The sequence below is a fragment of the Myroides phaeus genome (assembly GCF_900099675.1).
In the GTDB taxonomy this organism is placed as follows: Bacteria; Bacteroidota; Bacteroidia; order Flavobacteriales; family Flavobacteriaceae; genus Flavobacterium; species Flavobacterium phaeum.
Genome location: NZ_FNDQ01000010.1, coordinates 41,772 through 64,252, shown reverse-complemented (window position 1 = coordinate 64,252; position 22,481 = coordinate 41,772). Strand labels below are relative to the sequence as shown.

At 35.9% G+C, this 22,481-nt stretch carries 15 protein-coding genes; 7 read left to right on the top strand and 8 right to left on the bottom strand.

Going from position 1 to position 22,481, the window contains the following annotated elements; genetic code table 11:
• Positions 1–357: 357 nt before the first annotated feature.
• The 3 genes from thrC to thrA are packed head-to-tail and all read right to left on the bottom strand — an operon-like array spanning position 358 to position 5,020.
• Positions 358–1,647: a threonine synthase gene (gene thrC / locus BLT46_RS06810; protein WP_090408187.1), complete on the bottom strand. Its 1,290-nt coding sequence runs from the start codon at positions 1,645–1,647 to the stop codon at positions 358–360.
• Entirely contained in the window at positions 1,644–2,567 is a 924-nt protein-coding gene (locus BLT46_RS06805; protein ID WP_090408184.1) for a homoserine kinase, read from the bottom strand. The genes thrC and BLT46_RS06805 overlap by 4 nt, the downstream gene beginning before the upstream one ends.
• Positions 2,568–2,569: 2 nt before the next feature.
• On the bottom strand, positions 2,570–5,020 hold the full coding sequence (gene thrA, locus BLT46_RS06800; protein WP_090408180.1) for a bifunctional aspartate kinase/homoserine dehydrogenase I: 2,451 nt from the start codon (positions 5,018–5,020) through the stop codon (positions 2,570–2,572).
• A 94-nt stretch (positions 5,021–5,114) separates the two neighbouring features.
• Between thrA and BLT46_RS13180 the strand changes: the two genes are divergently transcribed.
• From BLT46_RS13180 to BLT46_RS06790, 3 genes are all read left to right on the top strand, one after another.
• A complete protein-coding gene (locus tag BLT46_RS13180; RefSeq protein ID WP_158211088.1) occupies positions 5,115–5,255 on the top strand; it encodes a hypothetical protein in 141 nt (46 codons plus the stop codon).
• Between the two features lie 244 nt (positions 5,256–5,499).
• Entirely contained in the window at positions 5,500–6,357 is an 858-nt protein-coding gene (locus BLT46_RS06795; protein ID WP_090408177.1) for a helix-turn-helix domain-containing protein, read from the top strand.
• Between the two features lie 48 nt (positions 6,358–6,405).
• Positions 6,406–7,590 carry a multidrug effflux MFS transporter gene (locus BLT46_RS06790; protein ID WP_090408174.1) on the top strand — a complete coding sequence of 395 codons (1,185 nt, stop codon included), beginning with the start codon at positions 6,406–6,408 and terminating at the stop codon, positions 7,588–7,590.
• Positions 7,591–7,622: 32 nt separating this feature from the next.
• Here the strand turns inward: BLT46_RS06790 and BLT46_RS06785 are convergent, their stop codons facing one another.
• The 5 genes from BLT46_RS06785 to BLT46_RS06765 form a co-directional block, all read right to left on the bottom strand.
• Positions 7,623–8,063, bottom strand: a complete 441-nt coding sequence (locus tag BLT46_RS06785) for a hypothetical protein (RefSeq protein ID WP_090408171.1) — start codon at positions 8,061–8,063, stop codon at positions 7,623–7,625.
• A gap of 246 nt (positions 8,064–8,309) precedes the next feature.
• Positions 8,310–9,635, bottom strand: coding sequence for a hypothetical protein (locus BLT46_RS06780; protein ID WP_090408168.1), 1,326 nt, complete (start codon positions 9,633–9,635; stop codon positions 8,310–8,312).
• Between the two features lie 14 nt (positions 9,636–9,649).
• The gene (locus BLT46_RS06775; protein WP_090408164.1) at positions 9,650–12,073 is read right to left on the bottom strand and encodes a TonB-dependent receptor; all 2,424 of its coding nucleotides are present in this window, start codon (positions 12,071–12,073) and stop codon (positions 9,650–9,652) included.
• 446 nt (positions 12,074–12,519) lie between these two features.
• Positions 12,520–12,786 carry a hypothetical protein gene (locus BLT46_RS06770; RefSeq protein ID WP_090408157.1) on the bottom strand — a complete coding sequence of 89 codons (267 nt, stop codon included), beginning with the start codon at positions 12,784–12,786 and terminating at the stop codon, positions 12,520–12,522.
• A gap of 104 nt (positions 12,787–12,890) precedes the next feature.
• Complete coding sequence (locus tag BLT46_RS06765) at positions 12,891–14,039, bottom strand: porin (RefSeq protein WP_090408154.1); 1,149 nt, start codon at positions 14,037–14,039, stop codon at positions 12,891–12,893.
• A gap of 753 nt (positions 14,040–14,792) precedes the next feature.
• On the opposite strand from BLT46_RS06765, the gene BLT46_RS06760 reads away from it, so the two are divergent.
• The 4 genes from BLT46_RS06760 to BLT46_RS06745 all read left to right on the top strand — a co-directional run bounded on the left by BLT46_RS06760 (position 14,793) and on the right by BLT46_RS06745 (position 22,454).
• Complete coding sequence (locus tag BLT46_RS06760) at positions 14,793–15,281, top strand: hypothetical protein (protein ID WP_245722959.1); 489 nt, start codon at positions 14,793–14,795, stop codon at positions 15,279–15,281.
• Between the two features lie 313 nt (positions 15,282–15,594).
• The gene (locus tag BLT46_RS06755; RefSeq protein ID WP_090408148.1) at positions 15,595–19,443 is read left to right on the top strand and encodes an efflux RND transporter permease subunit; all 3,849 of its coding nucleotides are present in this window, start codon (positions 15,595–15,597) and stop codon (positions 19,441–19,443) included.
• The gene (locus BLT46_RS06750; protein ID WP_090408145.1) at positions 19,433–20,890 is read left to right on the top strand and encodes a TolC family protein; all 1,458 of its coding nucleotides are present in this window, start codon (positions 19,433–19,435) and stop codon (positions 20,888–20,890) included. Before BLT46_RS06755 ends, BLT46_RS06750 begins: the two co-directional genes overlap by 11 nt.
• Positions 20,883–22,454, top strand: a complete 1,572-nt coding sequence (locus tag BLT46_RS06745; protein ID WP_090408143.1) for an efflux RND transporter periplasmic adaptor subunit — start codon at positions 20,883–20,885, stop codon at positions 22,452–22,454. Before BLT46_RS06750 ends, BLT46_RS06745 begins: the two co-directional genes overlap by 8 nt.
• Positions 22,455–22,481: the final 27 nt, after the last annotated feature.

Below are 22,481 nucleotides of genomic sequence, written 5' to 3'. Positions count from 1 at the left end.
TAGGTCTACCCCTACGTAAGATGCAATGCAACGCCATATAAGCTTAAAAAAATAGAGAAGTCTAAAAAAGAATGATTTAACACTTGCATTGCGACGTAATTACTCGCCGTACGGGCGAACCCATGTGTTCGCCCCCTGTTGTTTACAAACATAGCTATGATTAATTATATATAATTAATATGGGGTAGACACATAGGTCTACCCCTACGTAAGATGCAATGCAACGCCATATAAGCTTGAAAAAAGAGAGCCTTGATAAGAAATACGATACACTACAACGTTGTAGAATTCCTTAAAACAAAAAAAGGGCGAATTACTTCGCCCTTTTTTACTGCTAAAAAATGTTTATTCTGAAATCTACTCTAACAAGTATTGCTTTAAATCATTGTATGTGTTGATGACAACTGATTGTTTTTCTTTTGTCATTAACGGTTTTAGAGCCTCTGGAACAGGAATTTCAATACCCAATGTTTGCTCAATGCTTTCAGGGAATTTTACAGGATGAGCAGTTTCTAAAAACACCCCTGTATATCCTTTGTGTTGCACCATAAACTGTGTTAGTCCTAAATACCCTACAGCTCCGTGAGGATCTAATAAGTACTCTCGCTCTTCATATACCTTTTTCAACGTAGCTTTTGTCTGCATATCATCAAAAGAATATGAAGAGAAAACGTTAGATAAGCTTCCATATTGCCTTTCAAACATCTCAAATATTCTAATAAAGTTGCTCGGATTACTTACATCCATTGCATTTGAAATTGTCTCTTGTGTTTTATTTGGCTTGTAATCCTGCGTTTTCATAAAACGAGGCACTGTATCATTACTATTTGTAGCCGCCACAAAATGTGCTATTGGCAAGCCCATTCGCTGTGCTAACATTCCCGCACAGATATTACCAAAATTACCACTTGGCACAGTAACCACTATCGGTTTTCCTTTGCCTTTCAATGCTTTATAAGCAAAGAAATAGTAAAACATCTGTGGCAACCAACGCGCCACGTTAATCGAATTGGCAGAAGTTAAATTACAATCTTTCAACTCTTGGTCTAAGAAAGCTGTTTTAACCATCTCCTGACAATCGTCAAAACTACCATTAACCTCCACAGCGCGGATATTCCCTCCTAATGTAGTCAACTGCTTTTCTTGAATACTACTCACCTTTCCAGAAGGATAAAGGATAACAACCTCAACCCCATTCACTCCGTAAAAACCATTAGCTACAGCCCCTCCTGTGTCACCAGAAGTTGCCACTAATACTGTAATATTCTTGTTTTCTTCTTTCGTAAAGGCTTGTAAACAACGCGACATAAAACGTGCTCCAACATCTTTAAATGCTAAAGTTGGACCGTGGTATAACTCCAAACTTGCAACATCTTCTTCTACTTCAACAATTGGAAAGTCGAAACACAACGTTTCTGCTACCACTTGCTTCAGCACTTCATCACTCATCTCATCTCCTACAAAAGGCTTGATAACTTTGTAAGCTATTTCGTGATTACTATAATTTTCTATATTGTCGATAAACTCCTTGTCTAACTTTGGAATTTCCATTGGAAAATACAATCCTCTATCAGGAGCTATTCCACTGATTGCAGCTTCTTTAAAAGACGCTTGCAATTCTGGATTTGTTATGCTGTAATATCTCATTTCAATTCTTTTATGCCCATTGGATTAATAGCCGAAATATGTATTTCATTCTCATAATCAGCATTAGCAACTACTTCTTTCATCGCCGCTGCCACTCGCTCTGCAACTTCTCTACCTCTTGACAAGGCAAACATTGATGGTCCGGCACCTGAAATACCACCTCCTAAAGCACCATTGTCATAAGCTGCTTGTTTCAACTTGTCAAAATTTGGAATAAGCAATGAACGCATTGGTTCTACAAACTCATCGTGTAAAGAACGACCAATAAGCTCATAATCCTTTAAAAACAACCCACTGACAAGTCCCCCAAGGTTTCCACATTGCGCCACTGCTTTTCTCAAAGGCACAGTTTGCTTTAACACAGATCGAGAATCTTTTGTCTTTAACTCAATTTGCGGGTGAATCACAGTAGCATACAACTCCTCAGGAGCTTCAATTGCTATGATATCTAATGGTTCGTAACTGCGGATGAATGCGAAACCACCTAACAAAGCAGGGGCAACATTATCTGCGTGTGCGGCACCACTTGCCAATGCTTCTCCTTGCATTGCATATTCAATCAATTCAAGATTAGTCAACGGATAACCACACAAAGCGTTTATTCCGTAAACCGCACCAGCAGCACTTGCAGCACTACTTCCGATACCACTTCCTGCCTTTATATTTTTATAGATTGTGATATCAAAACCAAAGTCAGGTTGCAACTTTTCCAACAAAGCTAATCCTGCTACACCAGCTACGTTTTCCTCAACCGCCAAGGGTAAATCAGCTCCGATTATTTCTTTAATTCTAATTCCTTTTTCTGCGCGTTTTTCAATAATCATTTCATCTCCAACGCTGTCCAAGCATACTCCTAACACATCAAATCCACAAGATAAGTTGGCGATTGTAGCTGGACAAAATATTTTTATAACTTCCATAACTAATTCAATTTATTTCCAATTCGTATTACATCCGCAAAAATTCCTGAAGCAGTAACTGCTGCTCCTGCTCCGGCACCTTTGATTAACAGTGGTTGCTCTTGATAGCGGTCTGTAAAGAACAACACAATATTGTCTTTTCCTTCCAAATTGTAGAAAGGGTGTTCTTTACCGATAAATTGTAGACCTACTTTAGCACTTCCGTCTTTATACGTAGCCACAAACTTCAAACGCGCTTCTTGTTCTTGTGCCTTGTTGTACAATGCCTCAAAGTGAGCTGCGTTGTCTTTCATAGACTGGTAAAACTCCTCTACTGTTTCTGCTTTCAAACACGCTTCTGGCAAGAACGAATCAACAGCAATGTCTTTTTCCTCTACGACATAACCACTCTCTCTCATCAAAATAAGCAACTTGCGCAATACGTCAATTCCACTTAAATCAATCTTTGGATTAGGCTCAGTGTATCCTTCCACTTGTGCTTGATGAACAATTTGGTCAAAAGGCAACTTCCCATCGAAATTGTTAAAGATAAAATTCAAACTACCACTTAGTACAGCTTGAATTTCCTTCACTCTATCTCCTGATGCCACTAAGTTTTTCAGTGTATCTATAATTGGTAATCCCGCACCAACGTTTGTTTCATATAAGAAAGGAGCGTTGTATTTACGAGATAAGTCTCTCAGTAATTTGTAGTACGCATAGTCAGAAGAACACGCCACTTTATTACAAGTAACCACTGCAATACTATTTCTCAAATAAGATGCATAAGTCATTGCTACCTCAGTATTTGCTGTATTGTCAACAAAAACACTATTTCGCATATTCAACACTTTGATTTGTTCTAAGAATGCCTCTTGGCTTACAGGTACTCCACTTGCTAAATCATCTTTATAGTCTGTCAAATCAATTCCCTCTTCATTGAAAAACATCTTCTTAGAATTTGCCATCCCAACCACGCGAACATTAATCTTCAGGTTATTTTTCAGATATGCGTACTGATGTTCAATTTGCTCTAAGAACTTACCTCCTACGTTTCCAACACCCATTACGAATAAGTTCAACTGAACTACCGCCTCTTCAAAGAACGCTTCGTGTAGTGTATTCAAGGCTTTCTTCACATCTTTATGAGAAATAACAACTGAAATATTACGCTCAGAAGCCCCTTGTGCAATTGCACAGATATTGACATTATTACGTCCTAATACACTTAACATCTTACCACTTAATCCTTGATGACCTTTTATTTTATCACCAACAATAGCAACAATTGATAAATCAAACTCTACTGCGATTGGCTTAACTTTTCCTTGTTGTATTTCAAACTGAAACACCTCATTAATTAAGCGTTCTGCCTTTACTGCTTCTCCCTCCGAAATTGCAAAACAAATAGAGTGTTCTGACGAGGCTTGTGTAATAAAGATTACATTTATTTCATTGTGAGATAATACTTCAAACAACCTTCTTGCAATACCAACAACCCCAACCATTCCTAGTCCTTCTAATGTTAGCAGGGCTATCTTATCAATATTACTAATTCCGCGAATAGGATTACACCCCTCATTGTGTGCTTTGTTGCTTACTACACTTCCTTTGGCTTCAGGGTCAAAAGTATTTTTGATTAGCATAGTAATATTCTTTGGCAAAATAGGTTCTAATGCCGATGGATACAATACTTTAGCTCCAAAATGAGAAAGTTCCATTGCCTCTTGGAAGTTGATGTTCTCAATTACTTGCGCCTGCTTCACCATCTTTGGATTAGCTGTGTAAATTCCACTTACATCCGTCCAAATCTCCACTTCTTCCAAGTCTAACGCAGCCGCGATAATAGCCGCTGTATAGTCAGAACCACCACGTCCTAAAGTTGTAATAAACTTATCTTCTGACTCTGCCACAAAACCAGGAACGATGTAATAATCACAATTATTTTTTGCGAAATACTGTCTGATTATTGTGTTTGTTACATCAAAATTAACAGCTGCCTTACCAAAGCGGTTGTTAGTTTTGATCAACTCACGACAGTTGACAGAACAACAATTTTCTCCTTGTGCAATTAACACTTCTCCGATTAAGAAAGACGATAAACGCTCTCCAAAAGACAAGATAACATCCTTCGTTTGCAATGATAATTCTCCTAAGTAAAACACTCCTTGTAGCAGTGTTTCAAGCTCATTTAATTTGCGTAAAACGTTACTTAAAATACCCGCTTGTTGGTTTACAGGAATCAACTCACGGACAATATCCAAGTGACGATGAGCGATAACCTCATAGTTTTCGTGATAAGCCTCTTCTTTTTTTGACGCCTGATTAGCAGCTAATTGCAGTAAATCCGTTACTCCCCCCAAGGCAGAAACGACAACAATTACAGGCGATTTTTTATTCTTAACGATGTTGATACATCTCAATATATTGGCGGCATTGGCCACAGAAGACCCACCGAATTTTACTATTTTCATAATAAATATTAATTTGTGTTGTGTTGAATTAGGATAAAAGATATGCCGGCTGCTTACAAATATGCAAACAACCACCAAATGGGCGATATGTTAATTGATACCCCTTTACGGGGTAGAAGTTGACGATGACGACGATGTAGATGTCGTTAATGATGTAGATACAATAGCAATGCCGCCAACGAAGATTGTTGGTGTAGAAATTGAATTATATGTATTGCCTTGCTTTAACATCTGAAACAAATGTAGAAAACATTTTTTACAATACACCAATAATTTTTCACTTTTATTTAACGAATAGCACGAATTACACTTCAAAAACCAATAAATATTCAATAAAAAAAGACAGTATAGAACTACACCTTAACCCTTATTTTAACAAGTAGTTAGCAGTTTTTTAGAACATCCAAAAAGCAAGGGAAATTTCAAAGGCAAAAAAAGTTTTAAAATTTGTATTTTTACAACACTAAAAACACAGAATAATGCCACAAAACAAGGTTATCAAAGTTCAAATGTTTGACAAAAACATTCCCATTGAGCTTTATTCTATTGAGGATGCTACTGAGTTATTTGACTTTGATTACCACTATCAATACAACTTTTATCAGATTTTTTGGTTTACTGAAGTAGAGAATAGTCAGCAACAAATAGACTTTCAATCGTACCCAATCAAACCACAGGAGATATGGATTATCTACCCTGGACAAGTACAATTCTTTAATCCAACTGGGATTAAGGGGTATTACTTGGCGATTGATAAAGATTACTTTAATCGCATTATTCACCATCAACTTAAAGAAAACACTTTCAAGCTCCCTCCTCCGTTACACTTTCACGTCTCGGAAGACAAAGTATCCCTTTTTACATCCCTTTTAAACTTAGTGGCTTTAGAGTGGAACGGACAAAAGCGTACTGAAGTGTTAGAAAAGTACCTTGAGCTTTCACTTATTCATATTCAGGATTTAGAACGACTATCTGATGCATATTCTCCAAAAGATACACGTGTTTTTCAGTTGCTTGAAATGATTGAGGACAACTACACCAAAGAACGTAGCAACGACTTTTATGCGCAAAAAATCGCATTATCTGTCAAACGAATGAATGAGATATTAGTAAATACCACTAATGCCACGTTGAGTCAGCACTTACAATACCGCTTACTCCTTGAAGCTAAGCGTTTAATAGGGTATTCTGACTTAAACATCTCCGAAATTTCAGCAGACTTAGGTTTCAGTGAAGTCAATTATTTCAATCGTTTTTTCAAAAAAAATACGGGCTTCACGCCTATCGAATTTCGTACAAATGTGAAAAAAGTCCAAGTTGAACTCCATTTATCATAAGGAGTAGGTTGATGTAAGAGAGTACATTTGCCGACTTTAAACATCAACATGAAGAATTTAACAAGAACTCAACTTGTGGTGGTTATTATACTATCACTTCTTTCTGCGTTAGAGCCATTCAGTATCGACTTATACTTGCCTGGTTTTCTAAAAATTGCAGAAACATTTAAGACTGATATGAAGTCAGTACAAATGTCTATTTCTACCTTCTTAGGAGGTTTTGCTGCTGGACAGCTATTTTGGGGAATTATCTCTGATAAATATGGTCGTAAGATGCCGACTATTATTTCCCTTGTAATTTTTATCCTTGCCACAGTTGCTTGTATTTATTCACAAACGATAGAGCAATTCCTTGTTGCCCGTTTCTTTCAAGCATTCGCTGGATGTGCAGGTGTTGTCATTGCAAGAGCAGTTGTTAATGAGTACTTTGACACGGATAGAAGTATGCAAATCTTCTCATTGTTAGCAATTATTGCTGGTATTGCACCTATAATAGGACCTGTGTTTGGTAACTTCCTTATTCGTCATTTTGAATGGCAATCAGCTTTTGTTACCTTATTTATCATTGGAATGATATGTTTACTTGCTGTTATTTTCTTTATGCCAGAAACGATGGTTAAAACAGAAAAAAAAGCTACAAATATCATGGCTGACTTTAAAGAGATTATGCAAAATAACGTATTCGTTAAATACACATTAATCGGTAGTTTAACTTACAGTATTTTGATGATTTACTTAGCTAATGCTCCTTCTATTATTATGGATTACGGTGGATTATCATCAAGTATGTTCAGTACAATTTTCGCATTTAACGCCATTGGTTTAGTAGCTGGTGCGTGGTTAGCAAACTCTGTATTAGCAAGATGGTGGACTGTTGAGCAAATTGTGAAATACACTATTTTCTTTGGGATTGTAGTAAGTGCTATATTCTTAGTCTTATGTATTATGCAAATGCCAATTGTAGAGTTATTAATTCCATTGTTCTTCATTGTATTAACATTAGGAGTGTTATTCCCTACCACAACTAAATTAGCTTTAGCACCTTTCACTACGAATAGTGGTTCTGCCTCTGCTCTTTTAGGTTCGTTACAATTATTACTTACATTTATTATATCAGCAATTACCAATTTAATTCCAATTGACATTATGGTATTAACTGGTTATGCCTTATTAGGTTGTCACCTTTTATACTTATTGTGTTACTTAAAAAAGGAACATCCAGTAAAAGCATAAAGCACAAAAGCCACTCGATTGAGTGGCTTTTGTTATCTATATTCTTGGTAATACTTTTCTTTCAGCATCCGAAAATTGCCTGTTTGAGAAACTTGGTCTGTCGTCATTCCATTAATCAAAGGTGTATCACAATCCCATTCCATAAAATACACCGTATCTTTTTTATGTATTTCCGTTACCCTTGTATTTTTACGCTTTACAATTGAGTCGCCTTTATCCCAATAAAAGACAAAAGAATCATGCCAACGATAATGGTATAACTTCAATATTGTATCTCTCTGTGTGCTTACTTCTTTTCCTTTTAAAACATAGTGAAACACCAAATTTGTAGAAGTATTATAAGGTTTCTCACTTAGTATAATTTGGTAGTCATCTTCATCCGTAAACTTATTTACCTTCTCACAGTATTCTTTATCCAAAAAACAAGAAGTAAATAGAAGCATAATTCCCCCTGCTATAATTTTATTTCTCATACTAATTATACTCCACATTATTAATAATATATTTTATTTCAACCTTCTGATTTTGACACCTACCTAAAAGCGTACTTTTTCAAGTGTTTATACGCAACTAATTCCTTAGCAAGATACACTTTTATATGTCGCTATTATCAATTTATACTATCAATAAAAAAGTCAGCCTAAATATAGGCTGACTTTTAATAAGTAAACAGATTAAAGATATCTAAGAAACATTAATTTCTTACTTGTGAACAATTATTAATAAATTCCGATATAGTACTGGTCAGCACCTGAAGTAATCTCAGCACCTTTTTTACCTGTAGCTGAAGTTGACTTCACATCAAACATATAGATATTTCCTTTTCCTGATACTGGTGCCAACGCAATATAAAACACGCCATTTCTAACAACAGAAGTTTGGTATTGAGTTAACCATAATCCTTCAGGAACCTCTAAATCAACAGCTGTTTTAGTATTCAAATCAACTCTTGCAACTCCCCAAGCAGCCGAATAAGTTGGCTCTCCCTGTGGATTTACTCCAATTTGTATCTTATTTAAATCTCTTTTTTCATAAGGAAAATATGCTATTCCGTCTCCTGCATAAAACCATCCATTACTTGATGTTTTTTTACCTCCTAAAGCTTCACCTAAATCAAACTTAAATGACGTATCATATTTACCATTAACAATTTTAGCAATATATGTTTTGTCGTTTCCAACAACTAGTTGCAACACTTCTCCTTTTTCATTTTTGTGGATTGTAGGTGTTCTATAACCGTTTGTAGAACCAATCACATGCTCTGTAGTAATAACAGCTGTTTTAGCTAAGTCATTATAATCTACAACAAGAGTAAATGTTTTATCAGTTGGTGTTCCTTTTCCAGTACTTGCATTAAAAATAGAAACAGCCGCACCATAATATAGCTTCCCATTAGATACAACTGGTGCATCAATGCGAGAGATATAATACCCTTTTTTAGTTAACTCTGCGTCTAACTTAATATCAATTGCATTATTAAAGCCTGGTTTAAACGTCATTGTTTCTAAATCCAACAAACCAATACTTGCTACCATTTTATGTCCCTGATAATCAGTCTTGTCTTTTCCAGCATACACTGCTTCCGCATTTATATAGTGTACAGAAGCAATCTTATCGTCAATTTTTGTAAAGCGAACATACTTTGTTCCTAAAGGAACAGAAGTATCTATCTCTCCCACTTTCTTATAAGATTGTCCTCCTAAATATTCCAATTTTTGAATATCTCCTACAGTATAATTCAAGCTATAGATAAACTTTCCATCACTTGATGTAAAAATACGGGCAGTACGTGAAGAAGACAATTGATAACCAAATTTATCAAATGAAATTACTCCTTCAGAAAGTCCTTTTACCCCTTGAAGAACAGTACCTGATTGAGATCCCGTTCCATTAGCGAAAGCTAATTGATAGTCTTTTGTTTGTTCTACTGGTGGATTAACTGGATCAACTTTAGTAGAATTATCATCAGACGAACAACCTACTGTTAATAAAACCCCTGATACTGCTAAAAACAGTCCCTTTAAATTTAAAAAATTAGATTTCATAGTATTAGTTTATATTAAAAAAATGAATGTGTTACTTTAGCATAGAACGCTTTACCTGGTTTTTGTAAACCAAAATTGTCATAAAGTCGTTGATTAAAAATATTCTTTGCATCAAAACTAATTGTTGTCTTTTTATTAGGTAGTTGATAAGCAAAACCAAGATCATTAGGATATTGTGTTGGTATTTCATCTAAATTCGTTCCGCCTATATTAGACCAATTGCGCAAAAACTTTTTCACGTAATAAATATTATAATACACATTAAGAGAAGACCCTTTTACAAATAAATCGGTAAAAGCATAACTCAAATTAGCATTGAACTTAAATGAAGGTTCATTTCTGATTTGCATTTTATAGTATAAGTATGGTGCACCCTTCTTATCATACTTTGTATTAAACAACACATCAAACTTTGAAACTGAAAAATTAAACATTAGTTTATTTCTAAAACTATAAGTCAATTCAGCATCAACTCCTTTACTTAATACATCATCTAAGTTCTCATATTGAGTATAAATACCTCTTGAATCAATTGATTCTCTAATCATTCCTTTTGTATCTCTATAAAAGAAAGTAGCATTCAAACTTATAGAATGGTCATTAAACACATAAGGACCAACATTAAAACCAATGTTAAAATTGGTGCTCTTTTCTGGCTCAAGAGAAAAAGCAGCTTGTAGATTTTCAGAATTATTACCAAATAGTTCATACTCTGAAGGCATTCTGATTGCCTTTTCTCCAGAAGCTAAGACAAATACCTTAGGAACTACTCTATATGAAAGAGCCATACCATATCCATTGTGATTTATATTCTGTGTAAACTTTCGCTCTTTATATAAACTGCCCTGTAATGGAAGGTTTTGATCGCGATAAGGTTCTCTTGAAACTGCCTTTTGATCATATCTCTTAAAAAACACATTAGTTCGCAAGCGACCATCAAACGAAAGGTTTTCATACGCAAGAGCTAAAATATTCTTCTCTAAATCTCTATTATTCCTTAACAACTCTATCCCTTTAGGTTGTAATTCATCACTAACATCACGAACGAACTTATTATAGAAATAATTCATTATGAAAGTGTTATTATCTATAAACTCATAAGCAATATTAGCACGTACACCATAAGTTTGGTCTTCATTAATTTCCAAAGTCTTTTGACTTGCAACCTCAGCACCTTTAGTATATTTTATGATATTACCTTTAGCATCGCGAATAGGTTTACCACTCCAATCATATTGATTTCCAACAGTATCGATCACTTGTCTACTTAAATCACTATAACTAAGGTCCAGTTTAAACTCTAATCCCTCAATTAACAAATCTTTCTTAGCATAGTTCATAGTCAAAACATTAGATTTCTGTTTTGTAAAACGATCACCATACACATTCTCCATAGTACTACCATGTTGAATCTCTTTTTCATTCTTAGAAAGAATTCCTCCAATAAAGAATTTATCAGCCCACTTCACATCTGTAAAGCCTACATCAACCTTTGCTCCATAAGACCAGTAACCATCGTGAAAACGCTTTGCTCCATTCTCTGGATAAGAAATCTTTCCATCCTTATCTTTAAACTTGATATGAGGACCATAAACGCGGTAATTATTATCACTATTGTTATAAAAAGCAGTACCATTCACTGTAAAACCATTGTCCGCTCGATAACTTCCGTTAGTATTAAATTGTGAAGTATTAAAAGATCCATAAGAACCAGAAACATTTAATGTGTTAGTTCTCTTTTGTTTTAAGATTATATTAATTGCACCCCCTAAAGCATCTTGAGATAAACCAGCAGGAACGACACCCTTATACACCTCAATACGTTCTATAGATGAAGGAGGTATACTATTTAAAGAAAAAGAACCTCCAAAGTTATTGGCAGGAATACCATCTATAAATATCTTAATAGAACGCCCTGAAAGTCCATTAATATTATAGTTAATACGAGACCCCAGACCTCCATCCTGCCTAATTTTAACACCTGCTGTTCTATCTAATAAATCATTTGTTTGAATAGACTGTACAGCCATTTTATCAAGATTCACAACACTAACTGCGAAACCACTCGTCTCTATCTGTTCTTTTTTACTTTGAGAGAAAATCTCTATATTATCAAGCACTACTTTATGTTCTTTTAAATAAACATTTAAGTCTACACTTGCTTTATTGACTTCAATCGTCATAAAATCTTCAATATCTCCATTACCAAAAAGTAAAGTATAAAAACCATAAGGTACTTCTCCAAAACTAAAGCTTCCATTTTCTTTAGAGACAGCTCTATCTTCTAATTGATTGTTAAGACTAATTAAAGATAGATTAACACCATTAACTTTATTACCACTTTCTCCAATTATAAATCCCCTAACCTTACCATTCTGTGCCATTGATGTTAAAAAGGAAAAAATAAAACAGATTAAAAACGTTTTTCTAAGTGTCATTACATTATTTTTATTTCTTCAAATTTAAATCTATTTAGAACTATTCCAAACATTATTTAAACCTTTTCTAAATAACGACTTAAAAACAGACACTAAAAAAACAAAAAATTACTCTACTAAAATCACTGCTAACACTTGTAAATACTCATATTTACAGTCATAGAACACAAGAAGTCAAAAATGATAAAAAAGAAAACAAAAACAATCAAAAACACACCAAAAAACGCTGTTTTCAGCTCGTAAATTCAAAGAAAAACAAGCAGAAAAAAATAAAAAACGTCGAGTTCAGCATAAAATGCCCATACAATAAACAAAAAAAGAGCATATGACTTCTCTTTCTATTTATTATTTTTAGATTAAAAGATTCAGAAAAGTATACAAAAAAAGGAGATGCTCAAACGAGTCATCTCCTAAAGAATTATAGAATTACGATAATAATTATTTACCTAATTGTGATTAGATTGAGTAGCTGTTAGCTCAGTGTAAGATTGCAATAATCCTTTATACACTCCAGCTTGTTTTTTGTACCCTTCTACGTACAAATCCTCTGCAGTAGTTGTTGGAGCCATTACTTGGCATCGAACATCCATGCCTGCCTCAATCATTTTACCGATGTTGGCTGTCAACACTTGATCTGCTTCTTTGGATAAATCAGTAAGCAATTCCATCGTTTTTAGTTTTTCATCAAAAACTAATTCACTAAACGTTGCCATATCATCTATGTTTAAAATTTAATACATCTAAAGTACACATTAAAAAAACGAGGTGATTGATATTTAGCATTTATATAACATTTAGTATTACTGCGAGTTATGATCTAAAAGAACGGAACATTCCAACGCATACCAACTGCAATTTGGTGTTCATGTTTGTCAGATGGACGAACTTCGTGTTTTTGGTAATTGTAGTTTAAGTAGTTATAAGCCGCGTATAAACGGATTGTTTTAAACGGAGCTTTCTCAAATGGGTAGTATTCCAAAGCAGTAGAAATACCCGTTAAAGAGTAAGCTACATTGTTATCTAAGTCCTCGCGGTAGTTATACATTGCTTTCACATAAGGAGTAAACTTTTTGAAGTGATATTTAGCAGAGAATACAGTTGCATTGTCTTTTACGTAAGCAACCTTTGTATCAGCACTAAACGGTGTTAATTCCTTATCAGCTAAATTATGGAAACCGTACATCCAGTCTAATTCTAAAACAACTTTGTCAAAATTAACTTGGTTACCTAAAGTTACCCAGCTGTAGTATCTTTTAGAATCGTGTTGAAAAATCTCATAACCATATCTCGTTTTGAAGTGGTCATTAAACAAAGCACCTTCCCATAAGAATAGTCCTGCATAAGCTTTGTTTCTATAGTTCTCAGCAGTAAACTGCTCCCCTTGAGAAATAACTTGTAATTTGAATGCTTGTCCTGCTGTTTTATATGTTGCTGCTGCCCCTAAGCTAAATAACTCTAAAGAGCTAAACTCATTACTAAACATATAATATTCAGACGCATTGTATAACAAATCCCAAGACCCCCATGCTGTGAATTGCTTACCTACAGTAACTGTCCATTTGTCATTGATATCATAATCAAAATACGCCAATTCCAACGCATTCTTAGCTACAGATTCGTTTAATCTATAACGCAAATAATATCTTAGTTTGTTTTTGTAATTACCTTCTAAGTAAACCCTTGCTTGAGCAATTTGGAAACCACTCTCATTCGGTTCTTTACTGTTGATAATTGTTTTGTTTTCAAATTTAGAGTCCAAAAATACATTGATATCGTTTGGTTTCTCTTCTTTTTCTACCTTTTGAGTTGGTAAAATCACATCAAAAAGTGTTGCATCTGCTTTTGGAGCTTCTTCCACTTTTAATGTTTCAACGCTTTTTTGCGCTTCTCCACTTTTAGGAGTTTCTTGTGCATGCAGCATCATAGTGCTAATTAACATTGCACCTAATAAGTACTTTTTCTTCATTGTTAGTTTATGTTTCCTATGTTTCACATCCTATTAGCTGTTTCTCAACTAAAGGAGTTTTACTTTAAATACAAAACACGCATACAGACCTATTAGACATAGTACTACACAAGAGATACTACTGGGGAGTAGCTTTTATTTACCACCTTACTATTCAAATATAGGACCCACTTCGCCTAACAAAAACAAAAGACCGTATTCCTGGGGGCGGAAAACTACCTTTTACTATTGCTATAAAGGCAAAAAAGTAAAACCTAACTATAATAGTGATAAAGACGTTGCTCTTTGACTACATAAAACGGATACTGCACTTGTAGTAAATGATTGATCACTTGGGGAAACCAATCAGATTTGCAAATAAAGTATGCAAATTTATAAAATAAGTTACCGAAAAAAATCATGTTCTGTCACAAAAGAAAAGGAACATAAAGCATAAAGTTTTCTAAAAAAATTTAATGCTTTATCATAACAAAACCCTTTATAAACACTGACTTTCTATCAATCAACAACTTAGCTTTCCTCCGTCTTTTTGCCTTAACTTAAGGTAATAAAAACATCGCAAAACGAACAAGTAATTAATAACACTCAAGTACACTTTATTTTACTTTCCCAAATCAACTACACTACTTATTTTAGAGCAAAAACCTCAACTTAATTTCCCTTGCTTAACCAAAAGTTTAGTAAAGCTACTTATCCGTCTTTCAACTGTACTCTCCTTATGTTAATCCCTAATATTTTCAAAAAAATATTTCATTGCAATTCAAAACAATGTACATTTGCAACACTGACGTTTTATTTATCAGTCTATTAAGTTCAATGAAGAAATACGCTTCCATATTATTCTTATTCCTATCCGTACTTGTTATGGCTAATCCGGTTATTGACTGGAGCTGTACTGAGAAGGTGATGACTTGTGGAATGGATATGAGTGGAGATAGCGATATGTCTTGCTGTGCTATGGATATGGAAAAAGCAAGCAACGACATGACAAACATGATGTGTTGTCCCGCTCCAATGCGCGTTGTTTCACCAACCATTGACCTTACTATTGAAGTAACACAAACTGTTGATATTGCGAAAGAGAAAAAGGCAAATATCAAAGCTAAGTGGTTTAACTCAAACTACTTGTCAGATTGGAGAACTGTTGACCTTACTTCTGTTACTCCTACCTCTATAGCCTCTGATGGCTTCAAATTTAAAGATGACAATCGCCTCGATTACATCTGTACCTATCGTATTTGATTTAGTTTACAGTAAACAAATAACCGTTTACCACTACACTTATTGTGGTTACTGAATAGCGCATTCTACTTGATTTAGAGGCGAATTACTATTCATTTACACAGTCTATCCACAACAACGTATTTCGTTTTGCGCCAATATTAATGTCTTTCACAATCAATGAACGACAAGGGTAATCTACATTGTATAGTATACCCACAGTGGTGTATTACGAGCTGTAAACTGTTACCCGACAACCGTTAACGACGTATTTCGATTACGTACTAACTGTTCACTAAAAAAACAATCGTCTTTTTATAAAAAATCAAATACTATGCTTAATAAAATCATTAAGTACTTTGTAAACAATAGATTAATCACCTTATTACTCCTTTGTGTAGTTATTATTTGGGGATTAGTAACCGCACCCTTTAATTGGCATCAAAATATATTGCCAAGTAATCCTGTACCCGTAGATGCTATTCCTGACCTTGGTGAAAACCAACAGATCGTTGCTACAGAATGGATGGGGCGTTCTCCTAAAGATATACAAGAGCAAATTACATATCCTCTTACCACATCACTTTTAGGAATACCAGGGGTAAAAACTGTGCGCAGTAGCTCTATGTTTGGAATGTCATTTATCTACATCATTTTTGATGAAGATGTTGAATTCTACTGGAGCCGTTCACGCATTTTAGAAAAACTAAACTCTCTACCAGCAGGAACATTACCTGAAGGTGTTATTCCTACCTTAGGACCTGATGCTACTGCATTGGGACAAGTATTTTGGTACACATTAGAGGGGCGCAATCCACAAACAAGTGAACCTACGGGTGGTTGGGACCCTGATGAGTTGCGCACTGTACAAGACTTTTACGCTAAATATAGTTTAGCAGCGGCATCTGGTGTGTCTGAAGTTGCCTCTATTGGAGGGTATATCAAAGAATATCAAGTTGAAGTTAATCCAGATGCAATGCGTGCTTATAACGTATCTGTTATGGATGTTATGACTGCTATTCAAAAAAGCAACTTAGACATAGGTGCAGAAACTGTTGAGATTAACAAAGCGGAGTATCTTGTACGTGGATTAGGGTATATCAAGAACGTAAGCGATCTTGAAAATGCCGTAGTAACGGTGAGAAATAACGTTCCTGTAAAAGTTAAAGATGTAGCCTTTGTAAACCTTGGTCCTGCTACCCGTCGTGGTGGATTGGACAAAGAGGGTATTGAGGCTGTTGGAGGGGTTGTAGTTGCTCGATATGGTGCTAACCCAATGGAGGTAATCACCAATGTAAAGGCAAAAATCAAAGAGATGGAGGCTGGATTACCTCAGAAAACATTAGCTGATGGTACAGTATCCAAAGTAACTGTTGTTCCTTTTTACGACCGTTCTGGCTTAATCAAAGAAACAATAGGTACGTTAGAAAGTGCATTAGCACACGAAATATTAATCTGTATTATTGTTGTTATTGTATTGGTTATCAACCTACGTGCTTCTATTATTATATCAAGCATTCTTCCTATTGGTGTATTAGCAACCTTCATCATTATGAAATATATGGGGATTGATGCAAATATTGTTGCCTTATCGGGTATTGCTATTGCTATTGGAGTTATGGTTGATGTGGGAGTCGTCTTTGTAGAAAGTATTATTCGACATATAGAAGAAGAACGAAAACAAGGCATTGAAAGCAAAGGACAAGCATTTGTAAACCTGATTACAAATGCGGTGTCTGAGGTATCAGGAGCTTTATCAACTGCTATGCTTACAACAATCATCAGTTTCCTTCCTGTTTTTGCTATGGAGGCACAAGAAGGTAAACTGTTTAAACCATTGGCCTATACTAAAACCTTTGCTTTAACCTCAGCTTTCTTATTGGGAATTGTGGTACTACCTACCCTTGCATACTATATCTATTCTATTCGTTTAGACAGTAAAAAGCTGCGCAAATATGCCAATTACGCCTTAGTTGTATTGGGGCTTACTTTAGTTATATTCACAGGTGAATTACCTGCAATTGCCTTGTCTTTAGTAGGACTAAACAACCTATTTACTCCGAAGTGGAAAGGAGAACAAATCGCTAATTACGCCAATGTAGCTATTGCCTTAATCGTAGCTCTATACTACTTAACGGTGGAATGGTTGCCTTTAGGTACACAACAAAGCACTGGTCTTAACTTCGCCTTTGTATTTTTTGCAATTGGACTTATTTTAGGGGCTTTGTGGTTATTAGTTATCTACTATGAAAACATCTTAAGATGGGCATTAGACAATCGTTGGAAGTTTATGTGTATTCCAATTATCACTGTACTATTCGGAGTTTTAGTATGGCTGGGGTTTGACAAGACGTTTGGAGTAATTGCTAACGGTTTTGAAGCCATAGGTTGGAAAAGTATCCGCCAAACAGCAATGTGGCAAAAACCAAGTGAGCGATTTCCTGGTATTGGTGAGGAGTTTATGCCAAGCTTAAACGAGGGGTCATATTTACTTATGCCAACGAGTATGCCTCACACGGGAATTGAGCAAAACTTGCAATTCATCGAAACATTAGATAAACGTATTACTAATATTCCTGAAGTAGAAATAGCAGTAGGTAAATGGGGACGTGTAAACTCTGCCCTTGACCCAGCTCCTGCTCAGATGTTTGAGAATACAATTAACTATAGACCAGAATATATGCTCAATGAACAAGGGCATAGAGAACGTTTTAAAGTCAATAGAAAAGGAGAGTTCGAACTTATCAATGGCGACACTTATACACCTGATAACGGATTTAGGTTGATTCCAAAAGATAGTTTACTTGTAGATGAAGGTGGTAAGTACTTCCGTCAATGGCGTCCTCATATCAAGAAAGCAGATGATATCTGGCAAGAAATTGTGAATGTATCACACTTGCCAGGGCTAACATCTGCTCCAAAATTACAACCTATTGAAGCCCGTTTAGTGATGCTGTCAACAGGTATGCGTGCTCCAATGGGACTAAAGATTTCAGGACCAGATTTAGAATCTATTGAAACGGGTGGTAAAGCATTGGAAACGGCTTTAAAAGACATTCCTTCTATTATGCCATCAACGGTATTTTACGACCGTGCAGTGGGTGCTCCGTACATCGAGATTCACCTGAATAGAAACAATATGGCGAGATACGGAATTACCGTTGCCGACTTACAAGAAGTAATTGGTGCAGCTGTGGGTGGAATGACCTTGACTACAACTGTTGAAGGTCGTGAGCGTTTTCCTGTTAGACTGCGCTATCCTCGTGAGTTGAGAGATAACCCAGAAGCATTAGGAAAACTAATTATTCCAACTGCAACTGGCGTTCAGATTCCACTAAAAGAGGTTGCAGACATTGAATACGCCAAAGGTGCTCAAATGATTCAGAGTGAAAACACCTTCTTGTTAGGCTACGTGATTTTTGACAAAATAGCTGGTAAAGCAGAAGTTGATGTTGTCCGTGAGGCAGATAAACTGTTGCAAGACAAAATAGCATCAGGCGAGTTAACCTTGCCGAAAGGTGTTACTTACAAATTTGCAGGTAATTACGAGCAACAAGAACGTGCCTCACAACGCTTAATGATTGTTGTTCCCCTTAGTTTATTGGCTATTTTATTAATTCTATATTTTCAATTTAGAACAATCACTGCTTCGTTAATTCACTTCTCAGGAGTGTTTGTAGCCTTTGCGGGTGGATTTATCTTATTGTGGTTATATGGTCAACCTTGGTTTATGAACTTCTCCATCGGAGATATGAATATGCGCGACTTATTTCAAATGCACAGCATCAACCTGAGTATTGCCGTATGGGTAGGGTTCATCGCCTTATTCGGTTTAGCGACCAACGATGGGGTGTTAATGGGAACGTATATTCACGACACCTTTGTGGATAGAGACCCGAAAACGAAAGAAGAGATTAGAGAAGCTGTAATATATGCCGGATTAAAACGTGTACGCCCAGCTGTAATGACCACAGCTACCGCATTAATTGCCTTACTTCCTGTGATGACCTCAACAGGAAAAGGAGCAGAAATTATGTTGCCAATGGCTATTCCAACTTTCGGGGGAATGTTTATTCAATCTATGACCATGTTTGTAGTCCCTGTATTCCAATGCATGTGGAGAGAATGGGCGATTAAAAAAGAACAGAAACCAACTGAAAATACCGTAAACAATGAAGCGTAAATCTTATTTATATATAGCAACTACCCTATTGATGTTTTCTATAACAGCACCAATAGTAGCACAAGAACAACCTAAGGATTCCTTAGCTCACTACATAAAAGTGGCTATTGAACACAATCCGTTAGTGAAATCACAACAATTAGCTTATGAGGCTACCTTACAAAAGGTACCCCAAGCCGGTGCGTTTGCCGACCCTGAACTGTCTATGGGGTTTTATACCAAACCAATGGATATAGTTGGTGGTCGTCAAATTGGCGATATTACTGTAATGCAGATACTGCCTTGGTTTGGCACACGTAAAAGTGCGCGTAACGAGGCGAACCACATGGCGCAAATGCAATACCAAGAATACAAAGAGGCAAAAGAGAACCTGGCCTTACAAGTAAACACACAATGGTATATATTGCAAAAGCAACAACAGCAATTAGCCAATGCAGAAGACAATAAAAAGTTATTGGAACAATTAGAACAACTGGCTTTAAAGAAGTTTTCTTCTCCTACAAGTTCGGCTAAAGCACCTACTCCTGTTGTCAATAGACCTGCACCAACGACGACCAACTCATCAGCTAATGGTATGAGTAGTATGGGAATGGGAGCATCAAATACAGCTTCTTCTACTTCAACTATGGCGTCAAACAGTGGTATGAGTGAAATGGGAAGTAGTCAAGCATCCGGAATGTCTGATGTATTGCGAATTCGCCTTGAAATTATTGAAGTTGAAAATACCATTGAAACTTTACAATCTCAAATAAAAGTAGAAAAAGCAAAGTTTAATGTACTCTTAAATCGAGAAGCAACTGCTGAGGTAGTCGTTGCTAAACACATTGAAAAAACACCATTTATGCTGACAGAAGATGATGTGATGGCTATGATTGAAACCAACAACCCAATGTTAGGTATGCTTACGGAACAAGGATTAGCGTATCAAGCAAAAGCAGAAATGGACAAGAAGATGAGTTACCCTATGATTGGCGTAGGTTTACAATATATGATTATTGGTAAAACAAACGATGCTATGTTGGGTATGGGAGATATGAACGGAAAAGATATGGTTATGCCTATGCTAACGGTCTCGCTACCTATTTTTCGAAAAAAATACAATGCCCAACAAGAAGAAAGCAAACTGTGGTGGAAGTCAAGTGAGCAAAATTACAACAATACACTAAACACCCTAAAAGCAGCCTATTACGATTATAAAAGTCAGCTTGAAGATACTGAACGCATCGTAAAACTGTATGACAAGCAAAGTACATTAGCTGAAACAACGTTTAACTTGATTGTTAAAGAATTTGTAGCTGGTAAAAATGACCTAACCAACGTAATTCAAGTACAGCGACAATTATTGGATTACCAATTGAAAAAAGCAGAGGCTATTGCCAATTACAATACGATGGTAGCTTCTATCAATAAATTAATTGCAATTACAGATACAGAAAACAATGGATAAGTTGAAAAACATATTTCAAAATAACGCTGTAAAGTACGGTGCTATTTTACTAATCGGACTATTATTAGGATGGTTGATATTTGGCGGTTCCGGAACACACGAACACAATGGAGAGCCTGCTCCTACTGAAGAAAAAGCAACTCTGTGGACCTGTTCTATGCATCCACAAATCAAGATGGACAAACCCGGTAAATGTCCTCTTTGTGCAATGGATTTAATTCCTCTTAAATCTGGTGATAGTGGAGATGAAACAGTCGATGACAATGCAATACAAATGTCAAAACAAGCTATGGCATTAGCAAATATTCAAACCACCATAGTAGGTAGAAAAGACCCTATAAAGGATATTGAACTATACGGAACAATTCAAGTTGACGAACGATTACAACAATCGCAAACCTCTCACGTAAACGGACGTATTGAGAAGTTATATATCAACTTTACAGGGGAAGCTGTAAAACAAGGCCAATTGATTGCCACTATTTACTCCCCTGACCTATTGACAGCGCAACAAGAATTATTAGAAGCTGAGAAGTTGAAAGACTTCCAACCCTTATTAGTAGATGCGGCAAAACAAAAACTGCGCTTGTGGAAAATGTCTGAAGGACAAATCAACAAAGTCCTTACGTCAGGAAATGTTTCTCCTTATGTGAGCATTCACGCTAATACAAGTGGAATTGTTGTAGCTAAAAATGTCAACCAAGGCGACTACATCAATCAAGGTACTGTGTTATTTAGCATTTCTAATCTATCTAAAATATGGGCCGTATTTGATGCTTATGAAAATGACTTGCCTTTCTTGAAAGAAGGAGCTGATTTAGAATATACCTTACAGAGTATCCCTGGCAAGGTTTACAAAGGAAAAATAGCGTTTATCAATCCAATAATTGATGCAACATCAAGAACAGCTAAAGTGCGTGTAGAAACAGACAATAGCGATCAAAACCTAAAACCAGAGATGTATGCGAGTGCGCGTATTAAAGCTCCGATGAAGGCGTACAACAATGAAATGGTAATTCCAAAATCAGCTGTACTATGGACAGGTAAGCGTTCGATCATCTATGTAAAACAACCCAATACAACTATCCCAGCATTTATGATGCGTGAGATAGAGCTTGGACCATCATTAGGTGAAAACTACGTGGTTATGTCTGGCTTACAAGATGGAGAGGAAATCGTAACCAATGGCGTTTTTACCATTGATGCGAGTGCGCAATTAGAGGGAAAACGAAGCATGATGAACAAGGAGGACAGCAATGCAACCGCTGGTCACATAGATCATAGTACTACTAATAAGCACAGTGAAGAAGTAATGTTTAAAGTCTTAGGAAATTGTACACTTTGTCAAGAACGCATTGAAACCGCTGCAAAATCAGTAGCAGGAGTTCACATTGCATCGTGGGATGTAAACACAAAATTATTACATTTGACTTTTGATAGTTCAAAAACAAATAAAACGAAAGTTAGTAAAGCCGTTGCAGGTGTTGGACACGATACAGAGATCCACAAAGCATCCCACGACGCCTATGTAGGTTTACATAGCTGTTGCCAATATACAAGATAGGTTTTGGAGGTAAACAGCTTATAGTTT